26 protein-coding genes and 1 pseudogene are annotated in these 21,179 nt (G+C 68.3%); 5 read left to right on the top strand and 22 right to left on the bottom strand.

Annotated features, from left to right (window positions below; genetic code table 11):
- Nucleotides 1-2: 2 nt before the first annotated feature.
- Complete coding sequence (locus AC0IWM_RS10475) at nucleotides 3-284, bottom strand: type II toxin-antitoxin system RelE/ParE family toxin (protein ID WP_471754827.1); 282 nt, start codon at nucleotides 282-284, stop codon at nucleotides 3-5.
- A gap of 346 nt (nucleotides 285-630) precedes the next feature.
- Between AC0IWM_RS10475 and AC0IWM_RS10470 the strand changes: the two genes are divergently transcribed.
- Entirely contained in the window at nucleotides 631-894 is a 264-nt protein-coding gene (locus tag AC0IWM_RS10470) for a hypothetical protein (protein WP_082487871.1), read from the top strand.
- A 66-nt stretch (nucleotides 895-960) separates the two neighbouring features.
- On the opposite strand, the gene AC0IWM_RS10465 is transcribed toward AC0IWM_RS10470, so the two are convergent.
- The 9 genes and pseudogenes from AC0IWM_RS10465 to AC0IWM_RS10425 form a co-directional block, all read right to left on the bottom strand.
- A complete protein-coding gene (locus tag AC0IWM_RS10465) occupies nucleotides 961-1,302 on the bottom strand; it encodes a hypothetical protein (RefSeq protein WP_056355041.1) in 342 nt (113 codons plus the stop codon).
- A 324-nt stretch (nucleotides 1,303-1,626) separates the two neighbouring features.
- Nucleotides 1,627-2,397: pseudogene (locus AC0IWM_RS10460) on the bottom strand (cobalamin-binding protein); the annotation flags it as partial.
- A 79-nt stretch (nucleotides 2,398-2,476) separates the two neighbouring features.
- Nucleotides 2,477-2,953 (bottom strand): DUF411 domain-containing protein, encoded by a 477-nt coding sequence (locus tag AC0IWM_RS10455; protein WP_056355038.1) that lies wholly within the window; start codon nucleotides 2,951-2,953, stop codon nucleotides 2,477-2,479.
- 16 nt (nucleotides 2,954-2,969) lie between these two features.
- Complete coding sequence (locus AC0IWM_RS10450) at nucleotides 2,970-6,137, bottom strand: efflux RND transporter permease subunit (RefSeq protein ID WP_056355035.1); 3,168 nt, start codon at nucleotides 6,135-6,137, stop codon at nucleotides 2,970-2,972.
- On the bottom strand, nucleotides 6,134-7,639 hold the full coding sequence (locus AC0IWM_RS10445; protein WP_056355031.1) for an efflux RND transporter periplasmic adaptor subunit: 1,506 nt from the start codon (nucleotides 7,637-7,639) through the stop codon (nucleotides 6,134-6,136). Before AC0IWM_RS10445 ends, AC0IWM_RS10450 begins: the two co-directional genes overlap by 4 nt.
- The gene (locus AC0IWM_RS10440) at nucleotides 7,636-8,031 is read right to left on the bottom strand and encodes a FixH family protein (protein ID WP_056355028.1); all 396 of its coding nucleotides are present in this window, start codon (nucleotides 8,029-8,031) and stop codon (nucleotides 7,636-7,638) included. Before AC0IWM_RS10440 ends, AC0IWM_RS10445 begins: the two co-directional genes overlap by 4 nt.
- A gap of 82 nt (nucleotides 8,032-8,113) precedes the next feature.
- Nucleotides 8,114-8,509: a hypothetical protein gene (locus tag AC0IWM_RS10435; protein WP_056355025.1), complete on the bottom strand. Its 396-nt coding sequence runs from the start codon at nucleotides 8,507-8,509 to the stop codon at nucleotides 8,114-8,116.
- Between the two features lie 193 nt (nucleotides 8,510-8,702).
- Entirely contained in the window at nucleotides 8,703-8,933 is a 231-nt protein-coding gene (locus AC0IWM_RS10430) for a GDCCVxC domain-containing (seleno)protein (RefSeq protein ID WP_056355022.1), read from the bottom strand.
- 8 nt (nucleotides 8,934-8,941) lie between these two features.
- A complete protein-coding gene (locus tag AC0IWM_RS10425) occupies nucleotides 8,942-9,379 on the bottom strand; it encodes a mercury transporter MerT (protein ID WP_162239188.1) in 438 nt (145 codons plus the stop codon).
- Nucleotides 9,380-9,423: 44 nt separating this feature from the next.
- Between AC0IWM_RS10425 and AC0IWM_RS10420 the strand changes: the two genes are divergently transcribed.
- Nucleotides 9,424-9,837 carry a MerR family transcriptional regulator gene (locus AC0IWM_RS10420; protein WP_056355016.1) on the top strand — a complete coding sequence of 138 codons (414 nt, stop codon included), beginning with the start codon at nucleotides 9,424-9,426 and terminating at the stop codon, nucleotides 9,835-9,837.
- Nucleotides 9,838-9,964: 127 nt separating this feature from the next.
- Here the strand turns inward: AC0IWM_RS10420 and AC0IWM_RS10415 are convergent, their stop codons facing one another.
- From AC0IWM_RS10415 to AC0IWM_RS10385, 7 genes are all read right to left on the bottom strand, one after another.
- Entirely contained in the window at nucleotides 9,965-10,942 is a 978-nt protein-coding gene (locus tag AC0IWM_RS10415) for an arsenic resistance protein (RefSeq protein ID WP_056355013.1), read from the bottom strand.
- Complete coding sequence (locus AC0IWM_RS10410; protein WP_056355010.1) at nucleotides 10,939-11,325, bottom strand: ArsR/SmtB family transcription factor; 387 nt, start codon at nucleotides 11,323-11,325, stop codon at nucleotides 10,939-10,941. The genes AC0IWM_RS10415 and AC0IWM_RS10410 overlap by 4 nt, the downstream gene beginning before the upstream one ends.
- Before the next feature lie 109 nt (nucleotides 11,326-11,434).
- On the bottom strand, nucleotides 11,435-12,607 hold the full coding sequence (locus tag AC0IWM_RS10405) for an MFS transporter (protein WP_056355007.1): 1,173 nt from the start codon (nucleotides 12,605-12,607) through the stop codon (nucleotides 11,435-11,437).
- A 7-nt stretch (nucleotides 12,608-12,614) separates the two neighbouring features.
- On the bottom strand, nucleotides 12,615-13,910 hold the full coding sequence (locus AC0IWM_RS10400; protein WP_264051090.1) for an arsenic transporter: 1,296 nt from the start codon (nucleotides 13,908-13,910) through the stop codon (nucleotides 12,615-12,617).
- 36 nt (nucleotides 13,911-13,946) lie between these two features.
- Nucleotides 13,947-14,372, bottom strand: a complete 426-nt coding sequence (arsC, locus tag AC0IWM_RS10395; RefSeq protein WP_264051089.1) for an arsenate reductase (glutaredoxin) — start codon at nucleotides 14,370-14,372, stop codon at nucleotides 13,947-13,949.
- Nucleotides 14,372-14,899, bottom strand: coding sequence for an arsenate reductase ArsC (locus tag AC0IWM_RS10390; RefSeq protein WP_264051088.1), 528 nt, complete (start codon nucleotides 14,897-14,899; stop codon nucleotides 14,372-14,374). The genes arsC and AC0IWM_RS10390 overlap by 1 nt, the downstream gene beginning before the upstream one ends.
- Nucleotides 14,892-15,251, bottom strand: coding sequence for an ArsR/SmtB family transcription factor (locus AC0IWM_RS10385; protein WP_264051310.1), 360 nt, complete (start codon nucleotides 15,249-15,251; stop codon nucleotides 14,892-14,894). The genes AC0IWM_RS10390 and AC0IWM_RS10385 overlap by 8 nt, the downstream gene beginning before the upstream one ends.
- Nucleotides 15,252-15,301: 50 nt before the next feature.
- Between AC0IWM_RS10385 and arsH the strand changes: the two genes are divergently transcribed.
- Together arsH and AC0IWM_RS10375 are read left to right on the top strand one after the other, a co-directional pair.
- A complete protein-coding gene (gene arsH / locus AC0IWM_RS10380) occupies nucleotides 15,302-16,054 on the top strand; it encodes an arsenical resistance protein ArsH (RefSeq protein ID WP_318784649.1) in 753 nt (250 codons plus the stop codon).
- Between the two features lie 206 nt (nucleotides 16,055-16,260).
- Nucleotides 16,261-16,416 (top strand): phage antirepressor KilAC domain-containing protein, encoded by a 156-nt coding sequence (locus AC0IWM_RS10375; protein WP_471754825.1) that lies wholly within the window; start codon nucleotides 16,261-16,263, stop codon nucleotides 16,414-16,416.
- A 231-nt stretch (nucleotides 16,417-16,647) separates the two neighbouring features.
- On the opposite strand, the gene AC0IWM_RS10370 is transcribed toward AC0IWM_RS10375, so the two are convergent.
- From AC0IWM_RS10370 to AC0IWM_RS10350, 5 genes are read right to left on the bottom strand one after another with little or no spacing between them, the layout of a single operon-like run.
- Nucleotides 16,648-17,478: a metallophosphoesterase gene (locus tag AC0IWM_RS10370; RefSeq protein WP_264051087.1), complete on the bottom strand. Its 831-nt coding sequence runs from the start codon at nucleotides 17,476-17,478 to the stop codon at nucleotides 16,648-16,650.
- A complete protein-coding gene (locus AC0IWM_RS10365) occupies nucleotides 17,478-17,831 on the bottom strand; it encodes a hypothetical protein (protein WP_449818601.1) in 354 nt (117 codons plus the stop codon). Before AC0IWM_RS10365 ends, AC0IWM_RS10370 begins: the two co-directional genes overlap by 1 nt.
- Nucleotides 17,800-18,411, bottom strand: coding sequence for a hypothetical protein (locus AC0IWM_RS10360; RefSeq protein WP_264051086.1), 612 nt, complete (start codon nucleotides 18,409-18,411; stop codon nucleotides 17,800-17,802). The genes AC0IWM_RS10365 and AC0IWM_RS10360 overlap by 32 nt, the downstream gene beginning before the upstream one ends.
- On the bottom strand, nucleotides 18,408-18,635 hold the full coding sequence (locus tag AC0IWM_RS10355) for a hypothetical protein (RefSeq protein ID WP_264051085.1): 228 nt from the start codon (nucleotides 18,633-18,635) through the stop codon (nucleotides 18,408-18,410). Before AC0IWM_RS10355 ends, AC0IWM_RS10360 begins: the two co-directional genes overlap by 4 nt.
- A 13-nt stretch (nucleotides 18,636-18,648) precedes the next feature.
- Nucleotides 18,649-20,280, bottom strand: a complete 1,632-nt coding sequence (locus tag AC0IWM_RS10350) for an AAA family ATPase (protein WP_264051084.1) — start codon at nucleotides 20,278-20,280, stop codon at nucleotides 18,649-18,651.
- A gap of 250 nt (nucleotides 20,281-20,530) precedes the next feature.
- Here AC0IWM_RS10350 and AC0IWM_RS10345 point away from each other — a divergent pair, with 250 nt between their 5' ends.
- Nucleotides 20,531-21,160 (top strand): hypothetical protein, encoded by a 630-nt coding sequence (locus AC0IWM_RS10345; RefSeq protein ID WP_056354980.1) that lies wholly within the window; start codon nucleotides 20,531-20,533, stop codon nucleotides 21,158-21,160.
- Nucleotides 21,161-21,179: the final 19 nt, after the last annotated feature.

Raw genomic sequence — 21,179 nt, 5'->3', positions numbered from 1 at the left:
GTTCAGTTGCCATGGTAGTCGACGATTTCGATGATCTCGACCGCCGTGACCTGACCCGTGTCGAGCCCGCCGTCAGGCAGGCAGGGCACCGGGTCGTGGTCGGGCACGAAGACGATACGCCAGTTGTCCTTGATCGTGACCGAGAGTTGGCCGTCCCGGTTACCGCCGAGTTGATGCCGGCGGACGGGTGGCTCCGTCGGAACGTCCGAGAGGCAGGCCGCCTGCCCCAACACGTCCAGCCGCTTCCGTATCGGTTTCGCCCTGTCCCCGTAGGCCTTCGCCATCTCCTTCGGGTCCGACAGCGCCTTCCCCAGGCGCCTAGACCGGAAACGGATCTGCATCGCACCAATCCGTTACCCGCAAGGTAATGCTCCGCACTACGTTACCCAATAGGTAACACGGTCGCAGACGCATGGCCACTCCGTTCGAACCCGGGATCCGCCTCGCGGACGAACAACGCCGACATCGCGGTAAGTCAGGGACAAGCCTTCCTTATCCATGACCATCGGGAGACTGCGCATCCGCGGAACCCTCCTCGAAGCGAAGCCGTTCCTCGTCGCTCCCGATGGGCCGTTCGCCGGTCCGGCCCGGGGCCAAGACGATCCAGCAACAACCAACGAGGAAGCTCCTATGAGGAAGTCCCTGTTCGCCGTCGCCGCCCTGGCCGCGCTCGGTGCCATCGGCATCGCCGCACCTGCCTCCGCCGCTCCCGGTATGGTCGGCGCCGTCGATGCCCCGACCAGCATCGTCGATGTTCGCATGCACGACAGCCACGGCCACCGCGGCCATGGCATGCGCCATCACCACCATCGTGGGCACGGCATGCGCCATCACCACCATCGCCGTGGCCACATGATGCGCCACGGTCACGGCCATCGCCACCACCGCATGTGATCGTCCAGGGGCCCTTCGGGGCCCCTTTCCGTCGCCATTACCGTTGGCTCAGGACCGGGGGCGGGATTAAGGAGACCTCGCCGGGCGTTCGTTCCTCATTGAGGAGGAAAGCCCATGACGCGCACCTTTTCCTTGATCGCTCTGTCGATCCTCGCCGTCCTGACGTTCGGCACCGCCGCTTCCGCCGCTCCGGTGACACCGAGCGGGGTCATCGCGATGCAGGATGGCCCTGGCCTGATGCGTCACGTTCAGCATCACCATCACCATCGCCGGCATCACCATCACCACGGCGGGGGCTACTACGGCAGAGGTCACCATCACGGCTGGGGACACCATCATCACTTCCGGCCACATCACCACCATGGCTGGGGCCACCACCATCATCATCATCGGCGGCATCACCACCATTTCTAGGATCGCGCGCCACGCATGAGGGGCGCCCACCCTTTAGGGTGGCGCGGTCGTAATGCCCAGCGCGAGCCTAGCCGCCTCCGTCCGCTGGTATCCGTCGCGGCGCGCCCGCCCGAGGGGGTCGGCGTGCGCGCGTCGGATCCATCCGCGCCGGACGAGGACCTCCAGCGAGCGTGCGTCGAGGCGAGTGCCCTCGATCCATCCCTCATCCGGGACCTTGAGAAGCTGCGTGCGGTGCCTCTCGGTGAGGCGCCACGGCGCGGCGGCGATACCCAAGGCCGGAGACAGCGGATAAGGGTCGTCATCCAGGAGCGGATGACCCAATGCCTGCAGGATGGCGTCGAGGCCGTCCGTCAGTGCTGCAGGACCGGGCTGCAGGATCAGGGGCGACTTGATCTCCACGATGCGTCCGTTCACGACGGCGGGGATGGCCGACCAGCCCGACCGCCCGGCGATGCGCGAGGGCACAACCTTCTTCCCGCACCAAGATGCCAGGATGACCTCGGGAGCGGCTTCCAGCACCGCCTCCGGCGCCACGATACGGTCCTTAGCGGCCGGCTGCCGGGCGAGGTTCGGGAAGACATCGTTGCCGCCAGCGATGTCTATCAGGTCAGAAACCCACCCGATGCCCGAAATGAGGGGCTCGTCCCATTCCTCGAAGTACACGCGCAATCGCGCCTGTCCCCGGGCCTGGGCAGCCACCCGCGCGAGCCGGTTCTCGTAGCCGAGCGCCAGCGCCTCCGCCTTGTCTCGGGCATCGACCAAGGCGCCGACGGTGCGGATCATGGCAAGGATACCGGCGACGTCCCGATGATTGAACGCATGCACGGCAATGCCTGCCCGTATGAGGTCTGAGACGATACCGGCTTGAAGATCCGAAAAGGTCAGCACCAAGTCGGGCGCGAGTGCCAAGATCTTCGGAATGTCCGCACTGGTGAAAGCGGAGACCCGCGGCTTCTCGCGGCGGACCTGTGGAGGACGGACCGCATAGCCGGAGACGCCGACGATGCGGTCCTGCTCCCCGAGCAAATACAGGGTCTCGACTGTTTCCTCGGTCAGGCAGACGATGCGTTCGGGCGGGAAGCGGCGCATGGGCCTCCATAGCATGAGGTGCATCGGGCGCGCCCTGGCCTCACGCTTACCCTTCCCTCCCGGAGGTCACGGCTTCGTCTCAGATAATTGCGCCGCCTCGATAGCGCGCAAAGGTGCTCCGCCCGGTCGGCCCGAATAGGACGACGTCGTAGGTGTCCGGCTCCATGCCTTCGACCTCCATCCCGGGGGAACCCGTCGGCATGCCAGGGACAGCCAGTCCGGTGCCCTTGGGCTTCTCGGCCAGCAGCCGCTTGATCGCCCCGGCCGGGACATGCCCCTCCACGACGTAGCCGCCAACCTGGGCGGTATGGCAGGCTGAAAGGTCACGCGGCACCCCGAGGCGGACCTTAAGCGGGTTCACCGCTCCTTCGGTGACGGTCACCGGGAAACCGCTTTCCCGCAGGTGGGCGACCCACCTCTCGCAGCAGCCGCAGGTTGGGTCCTTGGTCACGGACAGGGTCGGCAGGTCCTGTGCCAGAGCGCGGTGCCCGGGGACGACCAAAGCCGCTAGTCCCAGGATCGCGGCACGCCGGGTCGTCATGATCGTCTCGTTCATGGTCGGTCTCCCGTTCTCACTCTGCCGCTAAGGGCAATTCGGCGACTTCAACGGATTCGGTCGGCATCTCGGGTTCGGGCAGGCTCCATCCCTTCACGAGACCGTAGACCGCCGGGATGACGACCAGGGTCAGCATGGTCGACGAGACCATGCCGCCGATCATGGGAACCGCGATCCGCTGCATAACCTCGGAGCCAGAGCCGGTGCTCCACAGGATGGGCAGTAGCCCGGCCATGATGGCGACAACCGTCATCATCTTCGGACGCACCCGCTCGACCGCGCCCACCATGATCGCCCGCCGCAGGCCCTCGCGGGTGAAGGCCCTGCCAGCGCGACCGCATTCAGCCCGCGCCTCGATCAACGCATGATCGAGGTAGACCAGCATGATCACGCCGGTCTCGGCCGCGACGCCGGCGAGCGCGATGAAGCCGACGGCCACCGCCACCGACACATTGAAGCCCATCCACCACATCAGCCAGACCCCGCCGACGAGAGCGAAGGGCAGCGACAGCATGACGATGAACGTCTCGGTGAGCCGCCGGAAGTTCAGGTAAAGGAGCAGAAACACGATCAGCAGCGTCAGCGGGACCACGACCTTCAGCCGGGCCGTCGCCCGGTCGAGGTACTCGACCTGCCCGCTCCACTGCACGAGTGTGCCCTGCGGCAGACTGACCTCGTTGGTCACCGCCGCCCTGGCTTCGGCGACGTAGCCCCCGAGATCGCGACCGGCGACGTCGACGTAGATGAAGACCGCGAGCCGGCCGTTCTCCGTCCGGATCTGGGTCGGACCACGGTTCAACTGCACCTTGGCCACCTCGCCGAGCGGCACCGTACCCCCGCCTGCGATGGGCACCTGGACCTCGGAGCCGATGGATCGTGGGTCGGAGCGAAAGGCGCGTGGGTAGCGCACGTTGACGGTGTAGCGCTCGCGGCCCTCGACCGTGTTGGTGACACTCTCGCCGCCGAGCGCCATGGCGATGACGTCCTGCACGTCCCCGACCGTCAGCCCGTACCGACCCAGCACCTCGCGGTCGGGGGTGATGTCGAGGAAGTAGCCGCCCTGGACGCGCTCGGCATAGGCGCTCGACGTGCCCGGCACCGCCTTCACCACCGCCTCGACCTGGCGGGCGACCTTCTCCATCTCGGTGAGGTCGGTCCCCATCACCTTGATCCCGACAGGGGTGCGGATGCCGGTCGAGAGCATGTCGATCCGCGCGCGGATCGGTTGGGTCCAAGCGTTCGAGACCCCGGGAAACTGGAGTGCAGCGTCCATCTCGGCCTTCAGGCTCGCCGTCGTGACCCCGGGGCGCCACTCCGCCTTCGGCTTCAGGTTGACGATGGTCTCGAACATCTCGCTCGGCGCCGGATCGGTCGCGGTGTTGGCGCGACCGGCCTTGCCGTAGACCGATGCCACCTCGGGGAAGGACTTGATGATCCTGTCCTGGGTCGCCAGCAGGTCCCCCGCCTTAGTCACCGAGATGCCCGGCAGGGTCGTCGGCATGTACATCAGCGTGCCCTCGTCGAGGTCGGGCATGAACTCCGAGCCGAGCCGGCTCGCCGGCCATGCCGTCGCCGCCAGGACGACCATGGCCAGCAGGACCGTCAACACGCGCGCCCGGAGCACGCCGGCGATAAGGGGCCGATAGACCCAGATGAGGAGCCTGTTCACCGGGTTGCGGTGCTCTGGGATGATCCGGCCGCGGACGAACAGGACCATCAGCGCCGGGACGAGGGTCAGTGACAGCACCGCCGCCGCCGCCATGGCGAATGTCTTGGTGAAGGCCAACGGCCCGAAGAGGCGCCCCTCCTGGCTCTCCAGGGTGAAGATCGGCAGGAAGCTCACGGTGATGATGAGAAGCGAGAAGAACAGCGAGGGGCCGACCTCGCTCGCTGCCTCGATGAGGATCTCGACCCGGGACTTTCCGGGGTCAGCCCGCTCCAAGTGCTTGTGGGCGTTCTCGATCATGACGATGGCGGCGTCGATCATTGCGCCCACCGCAATGGCGATGCCGCCGAGGCTCATGATGTTGGCCCCGAGCCCGAGGGCCTTCATGCCCGCGAACGCCATCAGGATGCCGACCGGCAGCATCAGGATCGCGACCAGCGCGCTGCGGACGTGGAGCAGGAACACGACGCAGACGAGGGCGACGATGACGCTCTCCTCGATCAGGGTACCCTTGAGGGTCTCGATGGCCGCCTCGATCAGGTGCGAGCGGTCGTAGACCGGCAGGATCTCCGTGCCCTTGGGCAGGCTGGCGGCGACTTCGGAAAGGCGCACCTTCACGTTCTCGATGACGTTCAGGGCGTTCGCCCCGAACCGCTGCAGGACGATCCCGCCGGCGACCTCGCCGTCGCCGTTCATCTCGGTGATGCCGCGGCGCTCGTCGGGACCGAGCTCGACCCGAGCCACCTCCTTCACCCGCAGCGGGGTGCCCGCCTCGGTCTTCAGGACGATGCTCTCGATGTCGGCGACGCTCTTGAGATACCCGCGGCCACGGACGACGAACTCGAACTCGGAGAGCTCGACGGTGCGGCCGCCGACGTCGGCATTGCTCGACCGGATCGCGTCCCGGAGCTTGGACAGGGTGATGCCCTGCGCACGGAGCCGGTTGGGATCGACCACGACGTTGTACTGTTTCACGAAGCCGCCGACGCCCGCGACCTCCGCCACGCCCTCGGCACGCGACGCCCCGAAGCGCACGACCCAGTCCTGGAGCGAGCGGAGCTCGGCCAGCGTCCGTTCCTTAGCCACCACGACGTACTGGTAGACCCAGCCGACGCCGGTGGCGTCGGGGCCCAGGGTCGGGGTTACTCCCGCCGGCAGGCGCTTGGCCACGGTGTTGAGATATTCGAGCACTCGGCTGCGAGCCCAGTACGGGTCGGTGCCGTCCTCGAAGATGACATAGACGAACGAGACCCCGAAGAACGAGAACCCGCGAACGACCTTGGATCGCGGCACCGTCAGCATGGCAGTCGAGAGGACGTACGTGATTTGGTCTTCCACGACCTGGGGAGCTTGGCCCGGGTACTCAGTGTAGACGATGGTCTGCACGTCCGAGAGGTCCGGGATCGCGTCGAGCGGCAGGGTCTTCAGGGCGTAGAGCCCGGCTCCGACCGCGAAGATGGTCCCGATCAGGACTAGCACCAGATTCCGCGCCGACCAGGCGATCAGGCGGGCGATCATGGCGCCTTCCCCTCGGCGGCGGCTTGCGGCCCGGGATCGGGCTTCGGCTCGGAAAGACCTTGGAGGGCCGCCTTCAGGTTGCTCTCGGCGTCGATGAGGAAGTTGGCCGAGGTCACCACGCGGTCGCCCGCGGCGATGCCGGCGCGGATCTCGACGTAGCCGTCGCCGCGGACGCCGAGCCTGACCGGTCGCGGTTCGAAGCGACCCTCTCCCTTGTCTAGCAGGACGACCTGCCTGATGCCGGTATCGATGACGGCGTCATCGGGCACCGCGACCACCGGCTTGTCACTGCCCGTGGCGATGGCGACGTCGGCGAACATGCCCGGGCGCAGGTCGCCGTTCGGGTTGGGCAACTCGATGCGCAGGCGGGCGGTCCGGGTCCCCATGGCGAGGTGCGGGTAGATCCGGGTCACCGCGCCGGTGAAGACGCGATCAGGAAACGTCCGGGCGCGCACGGTCGCCGTCTGGCCCTCCGCCACGGCCGCCAGGTCGCGTTCGGTCACGTCGGCCAAGACCCAGACCCGGGAATGGTCGACGAGCTTGAACAGGGTGTCGCCGGACTTGGCGCGCATCCCGTCCGAGACGTTGCGCTCGACCACGACGCCGTCGCGGGGCGCCGACCACGTGATGGTCGAGGGCACTTTTCGGGATCGCTCGATCTCGTCGATGACCTCGGGCGGGATGCCGAGGTTCTCAAGACGCCGGCGGGCGCCCTCGTAGCCGATGCCGGTTAGGTACTGCGCGGCGGCCGCGTTCATCTCCGGCGAGAACAGGCGCAGGAGGGGCTGGCCCTTGTGCACGTGGTCGCCGGTGGTGACGGCCTCGACCTTCTCGATGAAGGCGTCGGTACGCATCGCGATGACCGAGATCCGGCGCTCGTCCTCCTCGATGGCGCCAGGTGCGCGCACCGGCATCGACAGGACGCGTCGCTCGACGACCGCCGTCCGGACCCCGGTGCGCTGGAGCTTGCCGGGCGAGATTTTCACGGTGCCGTCGTCGGTGTCCTCGCCCTCGTAGACGGGGAGGTAATCCATTCCCATCGAGTCCTTCTTCGGAATCGGCGAGGTGTCCGGAAGACCCATCGGGTTGCGGTAGAAGCGCACCTTGCGGGCACTCGTCTCCGGCATCGTGGCCTGAGCCATGGCCATGTCGCCGTGCCCGGCGTCGGGCATTGCCTCCGTCTCGTCGGGTTCGTCGAAGCGCACCTCCTCGCTCGCGTGGACGGCGCGATAGTCTCGACCGTCCGCCGTGCGCTTGGGCTCGGAGGCGTAGTCCGGCTTTCCGTCCGGGTCCTGGTAGTAGACGACCGGTCCCGTCGCCTTGGCCGGGACCCGAGCGGGCACCGAAGAGGGCTGCCGGGTTCCCGGCAGCCAATGGGCGAACCCGGTCCGCGCCTGCTGGACGAGCGCCGGCACGGGGCTGCCCTCATGCCCCGCGCCATACCCCAAAACCCCCGCCGCGAGCGCGGAGAGGGTCCCGGCCGCCCAAGCCGACCGGCTCACTTGGTGGCCTTGAACACCAGCCTGTTCTCGACGGTGCCGGTCTCGCCTTGGACCTTGGCCCCGAGCGAGAGGCGCCAGCCGCCGGCCATCGTCAGCTTCGCCTTGAACCGGTAAAGGCCCGGCTCCGGCGAGGGCAGTTGCTCGATCTTGGAGGTCATCTCCTCCATGCTGTCGGGCGCCATGTCGATGCGCTTGGCGAAGATGACGGCGTTCGGCACGGGCTTGGACGTGCGCTTGTCGACGAGGCGGACGTCGAGGATGGCCTCGCCCTGCTTGGCTTCGTCCTTCACCAGCTGGAATTCGTAGTCCTTGGTGTCGGCCCGGGCCGCGGCGGTGAGGACGAGGCCGAGCAGCGCAGCCGTGAGGGCGCGCGAAAACGATGTCTTGGACACGGTCGATGATCTCCTGAAAACGATGGGACCCGGGCCTTCAGGCGCGCGGGATCGGCCGGCGCAGGCGCCGGCGGCATCGGGTTCAGGCTTGGGGAGGCTCGGTGGGCGGCCCTTGCGACAGGCTGTCGAAGGAGGCAGTGACGCCCCAGGTCGGCCCCTCGACGCCGGCGACGCGGCCCGGAAGTCCGACGGCGACCGGCAGCCCGGTGGCGACCTTCGCCAGGCAGAGCGCCATCAGGGGGCAACCCTTCGAGCAGTCGGGCATGCCCGGCCGCTCCTTGGGACAGCACGGCATCTCGTCCATGGCCATCCCGGCCATGTCGTCCATGGCCTCGTCGGGCATCGCCATGGCGTGACCTTGAACGGCCGTCGGCGCGCGCATGCCCGCGGCGGCCGCGGATGCGGTCACCGGCGCAAGGGCGAGGCTGAGGACCGCCAGGAGCGGGAGCAGCCTGCGAAGGGCGAGCCAGAAGGTCACCTTTGGACGATGCCACATCGTAGACCGGCGAGGAAGGGACTGGAGTACGGGACGCGCAGGACGTCTCGCGCTCGGACCTCCGAAGCCATGCACCCGACGGCTTCGGACACGCTAAATCGAGGGTCGGATCGTTCAGCACGGCACCCTGCCCGGACTTGGACCAAGCGGGTAAGCTTCGTGTCCGGTCCGCAGCTCAGGAGGACCCCGAGCAGCAGGATGCGGACCCGCCGTTCTCGCGCGCTTCCTGGATGGGCGGACAGGGCACGTCGCCGAAGGAGCAGAAGACGCAGCAGTCGCCCGCCTTCGGGCGCAGAAGCGTGCCGCAGCTGGTGCACTCGTAGAAGAATTGGCAGGCGTCGGTCGGCATCGTCTCCGTCGCTCGATGACCGCAGTGCGGGCAGGTCAGGGTGGACCGAAGCTGCATCGTCGGCCTCACCGCATCGCCTTGAGCACGACAGGCTCAAGGTATGGTTCCCACGCGAGCGCCAAACCGACCAGCGCCGTCCCAAGCCCGAGAAGGCCAGGGGTATGCCATGACGGCCCCGTGCGAGCACATGGTTCGGCCATGTCGCATGCCGTCGCCCGGTGACGGAAGAACAGCGCCCAACCCATGAGGAGGGCCAGGGCGGCCCCGCCGAGCAGGATCGGCCGGATGCTCGCCAACATGGCCAACCCTCCGAACACCGCCCCTGTCGCGCCGAGACCGGCAAGCGCCACCGGGAGGGCGCAGCAGGACGAAGCCGCCAGGGCACCCAGCCCGGCGACCGTGCCCAGCCCTGCGAACCAGTTTCCCGAGGAAACCGGCAGGCCGTCCCGCGGACCTGAGGCGGGTCGTGCGGAAGGCGTCATGGATGGTGTGTCGATCATCATCGTGCCACCCTGCATCCCGTAGCCACTACGGGATCAAGCGAAAAATGGCGAAGGGTTCGCGAGGTCTCTCCATTGGCCAGATCGCGGCGGCGGCCGGGATCAACCTGGAGACCGTCCGCTACTACGAGCGCATCGGGCTCATGCCGCCGCCCGCCCGCACGGAAGGCGGTCACAGGGCCTACGATCCTGCTCATGTCCGGCGCCTGGCGTTCATCCGTCAGGCCCGCGCATTGGGCTTCGGGATCGAGGACATCCGAACCCTGCTGGCGTTGGCCGCGCCCGGGCACCGGTCCTGTGGCGAGGTCCGGGACGTCGCCGCCGCCCACCTTTCCGAGGTCCGCGCCAAGCTCGCTCGTCTCGCGCGGCTTGAGCGCATCCTGAGCGACACCGTGGAGCGGTGCAGCGGCGCCCCGACGCCGGCCTGCCCGGTTCTCGACATGCTCGATGCACCGATGTGAAAGCCGGCCCCTCCGACACACAGCAGTGGAACGGGACCGCCGGTCGTCCTTGCCTTGGTCCCAAGAGGCCGGAAGCGGGTGGCGATGCGGGGTCACGCAGCCGCTCGTCCGTGGAACGACCGTCGACCTAGGCGGCGACCGGCGAGGATGCCGGGGCATCGAACCTGGGCATGAGGCGGACGTAGATGAGTTCCGCGAGGAGTTCGACCAGCGTCTGTGTGACGATGACGGCGGGCAGGAGTGGCACGGCACCCGGAACCGCAAACGCCAGTGGCAGAACCACAAGGGAGTTGCGGGTGGCCGCGCTGAAGGCGAGGGTGCGGACGGTGGGCGCATCAAGGCGGAATGCGCGCCCGACCGTCCAACCCAGAAGCGGTGCCGCCACGGCGAAGGCGACGTAGATCGGGACCACCCGGATGGCATCGTCGAGCGCGGGCCCGAGTTGGGGCAGGACGGACGCGATCACCACGAACAGGACGAGGGCCGTTGCGGGTACCGGCAGGAGTCCGAGGCCTGTGGACACCCGTTGCCCGGCTAGGCTGCGTCCGGCCCAATGCTGAACCGACGCGGCAAGCCCGAGAGGGACGGCGATCAGCCAGACGAACGCGTGCACGAATGGACCGACCTGGACGAACCTGGCGGCGTCCTCGCCGAGGAAGATGTTCAGGTAGACGGGCAGAAGGAGCATCTGCGCGATCAGGAGCGCCGGGGTGGACGCCAGCAGCACCTTGGCGTCCGCGTGACCGAGGTGTGCGAAGGTCACGACGTAGTCGATGCACGGCGTGAGCAGGACCATGAGCACCCCTAGCCGCAGCATGGGATCGGCAGGCACGAACCGGATCAGGCCGGCCACCAGGATCGGCAGCACGACGAAGTTCGCGACCAGGAGCGCCGCCAGGAAACGGACTCGCGTGAAGGCTTGCCCAAGTTCAGGCAGGGGCACCTGGAGGAAGGTGACGAAGAGCATTAGCGCCAGGGCTGGGTTGATGCCGACCTCCAGGGCCGTCGTTCCGGGCAGCGTCAGGGCGGTAAGAGCGGCGACGCCGATGGCCACGAAGTAGATCGCGATCTGGTGGCCTTCGAGGGTGTCGCGCAGGTTTGTCATGCTTCCTCGCAGACTATCTTGGGGGCTTGCTCGACCCGCTGGGGCCGGCCGGTGCATTTGGCGAACAGGTCGATGGCGCGGTCGCAGACCTCGCAATGCCCCTCGCAGCAATCGCGCATGAGGAAGGCGACAAGGTCGGACAGGGCCGGAAAGATCGCGCTGTAGATGATGGAGCGCCCCTCGCGGCGGCTCTCCACAAGACCGGCGTTCTCAAGGTGGCCGAGGTGGAACGAGATGCGCGGCGCGGAGGCCCCGGCGATCGCCTGAGTGATGGCGCCGGCCGCCATGCCCTTCGCCCCGGCCGTGACCAGGAGGCGGATGATGCGCAGGCGTGTCTCCTGCGCGATGGCTGCGAAGCCATCGAGCGCTTGCTTTTCTTTCACGACACTTAAACCGTTATGGAATCGTTTAAGCGTCAGTAGGCTCGGGATCCGTCGAAGGCAAGGATCGAATTGGGGACCGCGGCGGACGTCCGCGGCGGCCGTCGCTTTTCTATCCTCCGGGCCGAACACGCCAGAGGGACAGGGCAAGCGCGACGTTCGCAACGGCGAGCACGCTGAGCAGGGCGTAGGTGGCGTTCGCGCCCGCGTGGGTGAGGACAACGGCTCCGACGGAGGGCGCAAGCGCCTGCGCTACCAACCCTGGACGGGCGAGACGGCCGACGAGCGGGGCGTAGCGCTCGGGACCGAACAGGGCCATGGGCACCGTTCCCCGGGCGATCGAATAGATCCCGTTGCCAGCCCCGTAGAGGACCAGCGCCAGCCCGACCAAGGGTAGGCCGGCCGCCAGCATCGCGACCCCGATGGCTACCAGGATCATCGCCGCGGAGAGGGTCAAGAGAGGGTGATGCCGGCCCTTGCCAGCCATCTCGACGATGCGCGCCCCGACCTGTGCCGGCCCGATCAGGGCGCCGTAGGCGACGGCCGAGGTGAGTGCCACGCCACGGGCCTGGAGCAGGGTGATGAGGTGCACCGAGACCAACGCCATGACCGTGCCCCCAAGGGTCAGCACCCCCGCCATGAGGAGGAAGGCACGACGCTCTCGTCCCTCAAGCCGGATGGCAGGGATCACGCCTTCCGATCGCGAAACAATACGTACGGGCTGCTGGGGGATCACGAGAAGGACGAGGGGCAACGTGACCGCGAGATGAAGCCCGGCATAGGCGAGGCAGGTCCCGCGCCAGCCCACCTGCTCGATCAGGAAGGCGGAGAGTGGCCAGCATACCGTACTGGCGAAGCCGCCCCAGAGTGTCAGCGTCGTGATGGCGCTCCGTGCCTCGGAGCCGTAGAGGCGCCCGAGGGTGGCGAAGGCCGGATCGTAGAGTCCGGTGCCCATGCCCAGACCGATGAGAAGCCATCCCGCCAGGTAGGTCGGAAGGTTCGGAGCCAGGCCGAGGATGGCGAGGCCCGCGGCGAGGACCAGGGCCGCAAAGGCCAGGACGGGCCGGCCTCCATGCTCCCCGATGAAGGCTCCCACGCGCGGCGAGACCAAACCCGCGACGAGGAGGCCCAGGGACAGGCCACCGATGACCCACGCCAAGGGCCATCCCGTATCCTCCGACATCGGGGCGGCGAGCACCGACAGCAGGTAGAACGAGGAGCCCCAGGTCAGGATCTGGACGACCCCCAGGGCCGAGATCACGGGCCAGCGGCGCGTCGGAGCCATCGGTCCGCTACCCAGCCCCGAGCACGGGGAGCCAGAGCGCCAGGGCGGCGAGGGTGACGAGCAGCACCGGCGGCGTGATGACCAGACCCACCCGCATGTACTGGCCCCAGGTGATGTGCTGGCCTTTGGTGTCGAGGACGTGCAGCCAGAGCAGGGTCGCCAGGCTGCCGATTGGGGTGAACTTCGGGCCGAGATCGCAGCCGATGACGTTGGCGTAGACCATGAGCTCGCGCATCAGGGGCGAGAGATCCGGAGCCTGCTGGATGGAGAGCGCACCCACGAGCACGCTCGGCATGTTGTTCATGACCGAGGACAAGATGGCGGCGGCAAACCCGGTGCCGATGGTGGCAACGAACGGACCATGGCCCGAGAGCCAGAAGAGCCCCTGCGCCAAGTAGTCGGTCAGGCCGACGTTCTTCAGGCCGTAGACCACGAGGTACATGCCGAGGCTGAACAGGACGATCTGCCAGGGGGCCCCCGTCAGGACCTTGCGGATGGGAATGACGCGGCTGCGGTTGGCCAGCGCCAGCAAGACCAGTGCTCCGGCGCAAGTGACCACCGAGACCGGCACGCCGAACGGTGCCGTCACGAAGTAGGCGACCAGCAGCAGCCCGAGGAGCGGGAAAGCCGCCCTGAAGACCAGCGGGTCTTTGATCGCGTGGCGGGGCGCTTCGAGCTCGGCCACGGGGTACGTGGCCGGAAGGTCGCGCCGGTAGAACAGCCACAGCACCACCAAGGTCGCGGTCAGCGAGACGAGGTTCACCGGCACCATCACCGCCGCGTATCGGCTGAAGGAGATGTCGAAGAAGTTCGCTGAGACGATGTTGACGAGGTTCGAGATGACCAGCGGCAGGCTGGTCGAGTCCGCCACGAACCCACAGGCGACGATGAAGGCCAGCGCCGCCGCCGGCTTGAAGTTCAGCCGGAGCAGGATGGCGAGCACGATGGGGGTGAGCAGGAGGGCCGCCCCGTCATTGGCGAACACCGCCGCGATGGCCGCGCCGAGCAGGATCACCAGCGGGAATAGCAAACGTCCCCGGCCGCCGCCCCAGCGGGCGATGTGTAGCGCCGCCCAATGAAAGAAGCCGGCCTCGTCGAGGAGCAGCGAGATGATGATGAGGGCGACGAAGGTGAAGGTGGCGTCCCAGACGATGTGCCAGACCACAGGGATGTCACCGGGGCTGATGACCCCTGTGGCGAGCGCCACGGCGGCCCCGATGAGGGCGCTCCACCCGATCCCGAACCCCTTGGGCTGCCAGATGACGAAGACGAGGGTGACCACGAAGATGGCAAGCGCAAGCATCGAGACCGTTTCTTGTTCTTGGAGGCTTGGAACGGCTCAGGCGGTGGCGACGCGGCGCCCGTGCGCATCGACGACGCGCTCACCGTCTTCCTTGACGAACTCTCCTTGCTGGGCCGGTAGGAGGTCGAGCACAGCCTCGGAGGGGCGGCAGAGGGCAACGCCCCTCGGGCTGACCACCAAGGGACGGTTGAGCAGGATCGGGTGTTCGGCGATGGCATCCAGAAGCTGGTCGTCCGTGAGGCTTTCGTCGCCGAGGCCGAGTTCGGCGTAGGGCGTGCCCTTCTCGCGGAGGAAGTCGCGGACCCTGATGCCGGCGCGGTCTGCGAGTTGGTGCAGCAACACCCGGTTCGGCGGCGTCTTCAGGTACTCGACCACGTGCGGCTCGATGCCGGCGTTGCGGATGAGGGCCAGAGTGTTGCGCGACGTGCCGCAATCCGGGTTGTGATAGATGACGACGTCCATCACGCGACCTCCGGGCGGGGCGAGGTGGCGCCGGCCTGCTGGCCGATCTCGCGCACCTTGGCGGACAGGGCGACTCCATTGAGACTGGCCAGCGGCAACGCTACGAAGGCCGAGATCCGGTTCTTGAGGTAGCGCTGCGCAGTTACGAAGGCTGTCTTGCACTCCAGGTCCGTCCCCTCGACCGAGGCGGGATCCTCGATGCCCCAGTGCGCCGTCACCGGCTGGCCGGGCCAGTACGGGCAAGCCTCGCCGGCGGCGTTGTCACAGACCGTGAAGACGAAATCCATGACCGGCGCGTCGGGGCGGGCGAACTCGTCCCAGGACTTCGAGCGCAGCCCCTCGGTCGGGTACTCCGTCTCGCTCAGAACCTGAACAGCGAGCGGGTTCACGTCTGTCTTGGGCTGGCTGCCGGCGGAGAAGGCCCGGAAGCGTCCCTGGCCCTCCTTGTTGAGCATGGCCTCCGCCAGGATCGAGCGAGCGGAGTTGCCGGTGCAGAGGAACAGGACGTTGTAGACGCGATCAGGCATGGGCGGTGTCTCCGGTGGGCAAGCAGCAGGCGGCCAGGGCCGCGACGGCGGGGGCGCAGACCTCGGGACGCCCCTGACAGCAATCGCGCATCAGGAATTGGATGAGCCCGGACAGGTCCGGGTAGGCGGCGCTGTAGATGATCGAGCGTCCCTCTCGCCGGGAGGTGACCAGCCCCGCATGGCTGAGCTCCTTCAGGTGGAACGACAGGTTGGTACCCGACACACCGACCGTCTCGGCCAGTACGCCGGCCGCCATCCCTTCGGGGCCAGCGGTGACGAGCTGGCGCACGATGCGCAGCCGATGCTCCTGTCCGAGGGCTGCGAAGGCAGCGACGGCTTGCCGTTCGTCCATCATGATGTCAATATCTCAACCATCGTTGAAACGTAGAGGAATGAAGCGTCTTGGACAAGCCCCAACAGCTCTTCGCCGACGGATTGCCCAACCTCAGCGAGGAGCATTTCGTGGTTCCGACGGCGACCAACCTGCAGGTGCAGGCACCGTTCACCCACGCCCCACGCTTCCTGATCCTGTACGGCTCGCTCCGAGAGCGTTCTTTCAGCCGCTTCCTGGCCTACGAGGCCGCGCGCCTGCTGGAGGCAATGGGCGGCGAGGTGCGGATCTACGACGCGCACAGCTTACCGCTGCCTGATGACGCGACCGCCGACCATCCCAAGGTCCAGGAGCTGCGCAACCTCTCGATCTGGTCCGAGGGGCATGTCTGGGTCAGCCCCGAGCGCCACGGCGCCATGACCGGGGTCATCAAGAGCCAAATCGACTGGCTGCCCCTGTCGGAGGGCTCTGTACGCCTAACACAAGGCCGGACCCTGGCCGTGATGCAGGTCTCGGGCGGCTCGCAGTCGTTCAACGCAGTCAACAACCTGCGCATCCTCGGGCGCTGGATGCGGATGATCACCATACCAAATCAGTCCTCGGTCCCGATGGCCTACAAGGAGTTCGACGAGGCAGGTCGGATGAAGCCCGGTCCGCTCTACGACCGGGTGGTTGACGTTTGCGAGGAGTTGATGAAGTTCACGCTGCTGACTCGCGAGCGGTCAGCCTACCTCGTCGACCGGTATTCAGAGCGCAAGGAACGTGAGCCCGAGCGCCTGAAGGATGTGGCGGTGGACATTGGGTTCGTGAAGCGCGCGCCGTGACGACGCGCGTGCCTTATCGATCCGGTTAAGCGTCGGTCTCGGGGTTAAGCCCATTTGCGTCGAAGGCCGTGTCTAGGTCGCGCCAAGACAACCGTAAGTGGGTTGGATAGCTAGCCGGCTCGACAGGCGCCGCCCCGTTGGATTCATTACTCAACCTGCGGGACAACGACCGCCTGGAGTCTTAGCTCTACGTCCGGCCCAGCACCGTGAAGAAGCGGCCGTTCCGTCCTCAGGTGGGGCAGAAGTACATGCACGTGCGCCTCGCTCCGATCCGGCGGTCGAACGGCACGGTTGAGCAGAACCCGCAGCCCCTGATCACCCCGAAGGGGCTCGACAGGATCCTCGTCGACTTCCCTATGTAGGCAGCCGAGCAAGCACGGAAGGCCGAGGGGAGGCACGAGCCGGACCTCTTCGACGCGAGCGGACCCGAAGATCAGGGCTTAAATTTCAGTTGCGAAAAGTCCGCACACCGTGCGGACCCCTCATCCTATCACGGGTTTACCCCCTGGTAGAGAAGCGAACCATATTTTAGTTCGCTTTTCCTGCACTGCAGATCAGGGCGCCATCCGCGAGGGTGGTGCCCTCTTCCGTTCCTAGATCTCCACCACGAGGCCGCCGTCGAACGCAGGGTTCTCCCGCCCGTCGGCCCACGTGCCGTCCCGCCGCTGGTGAGAGGTGTCGTGCCCTCTCGGGTTGGCCACGACACGGGTCCGACCCACGACGTAGTCGGCGCTCCGATGCACGTGCCCGTGGATCCAGATGTCGGGCGCGCCCGCCCCCTCCATGAGGGCCGACAGGTCGCTGGCGTAGGCCGCGTCGATCGTCTCGCGGACCTCCCCGTGCAGGAGGGAGCGCGCGTTCGGGGCATGGTGGGTGACCACGATCCTTGGGCCGTCCCACTCCGCCGCAAGGGCTTCCTCAACCCTCGCGCGGTGCCGGGCGTGGAGCGCGGCCGCCTCCTGCGGACGGAACGCGGCGGGAACCCCTGCCGCGTCGCGCGTTTGGATCCGCCGGTGATCCCTCATCCCCGTGTGCCGGTCGCCGCATGCCGCCATGGCCGCCGCCCGGGTGCCCTCCCCGCCGATCCTGTAATCGGACCACAGCGTCGCCCCGATAATCTGGACCCGACCCAGGTTCAGGACCTGGCCGAGGTCGAGAAGGCGGATCCCGGCTTCGATCGCGTTCCCCCGAGCCCGCTCAATCTCGTCGGGCATCCTCGTCCCGTAGAAGTCGTGGTTTCCCGGCACATAGATGACGGCCCCGGCGCGCGGGACGACGTGCTCCGCGAGCCAGGGCAGCGCCCTCCGGCACAGCCCGTCGGACACGTCGCCGGCGACGATCGCCACGTCGACGCGCGGCCCCGGCGGCGGGACCCACGGGGAGGCGTCGGCGTGGATGTCGCTCATGATCCAGATCGTCGGCATCACCACCCTCCCTCGCACCACGCGGCCCCGTCCGCCTCGAACCACACCGCGGCCGCCCTCGTGACGACCCGGCCCTCCACCCTGAAACCTGCCTCCTCGATCCGGTACCGGAGCCGGCTCGCGTCCCCTGTGCGGGACACACCCTCGATCGTGCCGGCTGCCCAGGCGTGGACGTCCCTCGCCCCCGTCCGCAGGCACCGCAATCGGGACGCCTCCGACGCCCGGAACCGCACGCCCGAGAGGGCGATCGCCGGGGCGTGGGCGACGACCCGGCCGCGCTCGCGGACGCTCCAGAGACGTCGCGACCTGTTCCAGTAGACGTCAGTCACCGGTCGGCAGGCGCCCACCGGCATGGCGCTCGCAGAGGCATCGGAGCCACCCGCCCTTCCGGATCCTGCCCGGGGACCCGCAGTCCTCGCAGATGTGGGCGGACAGGTGCTCGATCGCGTCGATGATGTCGTCGACGGTTTCGGACGTGTCGCCCTCGACGTACCAGCGCGCCGAGCCGTACTTCTCCTTCGCGTCGACGGTCCTGAAATCGCGGGGGAGCCCGGCGTCCTTGACCGCCTGAGCGCCCGCCTCCCACAGCCAGGACCACCCCGGCCCCGTAGCCGGCCCCGTCGGTCCGAAGACACGCCGGTACCGACGCGCCAAGCGCTCGCTCCAGTCCTTGGCGCAGCGCGGCGCCCCGTCCGCCCAGCGGAACGCCGTGGCCAGCGACAGGACGTCAAGGAGGAGCGGGCCGGCCGGCGGCCACATGATGACGCCACCGTGCGCTGGCGTTCGCTCGCGCTCGCAGGAGAGGAGCGGGCCGTCCCATCGGACACGGGGCCCGTGGACGGTCGGCTCGACGGCCCGGACGGTGACGCTGTCGGCGCCGCGGTGACCCTGCAACGCGCGCCCGGCGATCGTGAGGAATTCAGACGCGATCACGGGGCGGGCTCCGGAGGCAGGGGGGCGAAGAAGTAGGTGACACCCTCGACCTCGGACGCGAGGCGAAGGCCGATGGCGGGGTCGAGCCGCCCGGCCGCGACGAGGCGGCCGATCCGGATGACGCGGGCCCGGCAGCCGCGGCCGACCAGGCTGCAGATGCGGCCGGCTTCCCACGCGTCCCGGATCCGGGCCGCAATGAGGGCGAAGGTGTCCGACGTCTCCATCTCGCCCTCCCTCTCAGTTCGGAAGGCGGCGAGCTTCGACCTCGCGCGAGGCCACGACCGCCTCGACCATCCTCCTCAGCGGCCGCATGCTCCCCCCTACCCAGGGGATCATCCCGAGCTCCTCGGGGTCGAGGTCCGGGCACCAGGCCGCATCCAGCCCCCGGTCCCGTCGGATCTCCGCGAGGATCCCGGCCGCCACCACCGGCAGGTCCTCCGCCCGCGGGGCCGGCCATTCCAGGATCTGGCACCTGTCGAGCAGCGCCGTGGAGACGCCCCGGAGGGAGTTCGCCGTCAGGACGTAGGAGACTGCGCTGAGGTCCAGTGCCGTCTCGAAAGCCGGGTCGTGGATCGCCCGGGCGGTGGATCCCCGTTCGAGGAAGGGGAGGATCGTCTCGTCGAGCCTGCCCCACCGCCGGTCGTTGCCCGCCTTCTCGACCTCGTCGATGACGATGCCGTGGCTCGCCTTCCCATGGCGAAGGCAGCCCTGCGCTGGCGTCGACGGGCGCCACGACCCCCACTGACGAGATGTGCCCGCCCAGGCACCTCCGTCCATGGTCCCAGCAGCCCCAAAGACGGTGACGTCCAGCCCGGCCGTCTCGATCACCGCACGGGCGAAGGCCGTCTTCCCGCAGCCGGGAGGGCTGACGAGGATGCGCGGCCGCAGCGCGGCGTAGGGCGAGCCGACGAAGTCGCTGGCGAACACGTCGACGACTTCGTCGGCCCACGGGAACAGGCCCCGCAGCCGAGCGGCGAAGGCGGCCGGGTCCGGCGCCGGGGTGAGGGGCATGCCCTTCCCGGCCCAAGGCTCCGCGATCGCGCGCGGGGAGTCCCCCCGGTCCGAGACGGACTTCGAGGGCTGGGGCAGGTGGTCCATCGTCGGGAAGACCACGAGCGTCCGGCCGGGCGCCTCCTCCGCCTTGGCCTTCGCCTGCCCCAGGATGAGGTCGAGGTCCGCAAGGTCGGACGGCGGCGGCGCGATCATCCCGACGCCGCCCCTGAGGATGTCGTGCTCGTCCTCCACCATGCGGTCTGCCGTCTCGAAGGCCGTCATCGCCGCCAGCCAGAGGCCAGCCCGGACGTCGAAGGCCTCCAGGAACTGGTAGAGGGGTCCCTGCGCGAGCTCGGCGTTATCCCCGCGACCGTGCTCGGCCTCCTCTGCCCGGAACAGCGCGTGCCTAAGGTAGAGGAACGCCCTGTCGAGGCGCCCGGTCTGCACAGCGAGGTGTGCGGACGCGAGCGCCTGCGAGGCGATCCGGGCCGCCGACACGCGGCATCCGAGCTCCGCAAGGTGGAACGGGAGGACGTCGGCCGCAGCCTGGAGCTCGGGGCACGCCCCGCGGGGCAGGTCCCGGCGCAGCGCCTCCTTGTAGAGGATGCGCTCAAGCCTCGTGGTCGTCACGACGTTCGCGGCGACGATCGCCCGCTCGATGGCGCGGGCGCACGGCCGGCTGAGGCGATGGCGGAGCAGCGGCCTGAGAACGGAGCGGAGGTCGGTGACGACGCACCACGACTGCATCTCCCCGCCGGCGAGGCGCTGCACCCGGGGGAGCGGCACCTTCGTCTTGCGCGCTCCGGCGAGCTTCGAGGGGTCGAGCATGGCGGCGCGCACGGACGCAGCCGCGGCGGCGGAGAGCTTCTCGGACATTGGGGGGGCTCACAGGATCGAACGGAGGGCGCGCGCGAAGGGGCGCTGAGCTGGGCTCAGGCGGTGCGAGCTATCCGTTTCAAGATCGAGCGAGCGTTCACGGCGGGGATCCCAGGAGGTGAGAGGCCACCCTGCCCTGGCCAGACCGGGCGGGCAACCGGCTTCCGATGGGCGTTCCGAACAGGGTGTGGACAGCCCTAGTGAGGTCGCTCTAATCCGTTCCATCTGCGGCCTCGGAGCCGGAAGCCGAATGGTCCAGGACGCCGCGAAGTATGCGCTGCAGCCCGCATTGGCAGAGAGCAACTTGGTTGTCGGCGAGCACTTTTCGGCTTGGTGCGAGGAGCGGGCCTACAGCCCGATCATCGAGCTCGCGTGCATGCCGGACGCGGTCTCGACGATGTTGGCGAAGGCCGGCGTGGCGTTGTGGGAGGCGGCGCAGGCGGAGGCCGCGGCCGTCCTGGAAGGCGAGCGGCGGCGGATGGCGGAGGCCGTCGCGACCGAACGGGAGCTCCGGAACGAGGCGCTCGGCATGGTGGATGCGCGCGAGGCCGTGATCGAGGGGCTTCGTGCCGAGATCGCACGGCATGCGGCCGAGCTCGACGCGTCGCGGAGGAAGGTGGCCACGGTGCGCGCGCGGGAGTTCTGGCTGCGGGTGGTTCAGGAGGTCTGGGAGATCCTGCCGGAGCAGGGCTCGCTGCACGTCAACGAGATCACGATGCGGATCGGTGCCGACCTGGTGCAGGAGGCCGAGAGGCACAGGCAGGTCTGGGACGTCGCGACGGTCAGGGGGGGCATCGACGAGCGGAGGTATAAGCGGCGCATGTTCGTGAGCGAAGGCGGCGGGCGCTACCGCAGGCGCAGGCCGGAGGATGCGGTCTGAGCCGGGCAGGTCGAAGGCC

The organism is Methylobacterium sp. AC433, from assembly GCF_979253015.1.
This window is presented reverse-complemented; position numbering and strand designations above follow the sequence as displayed.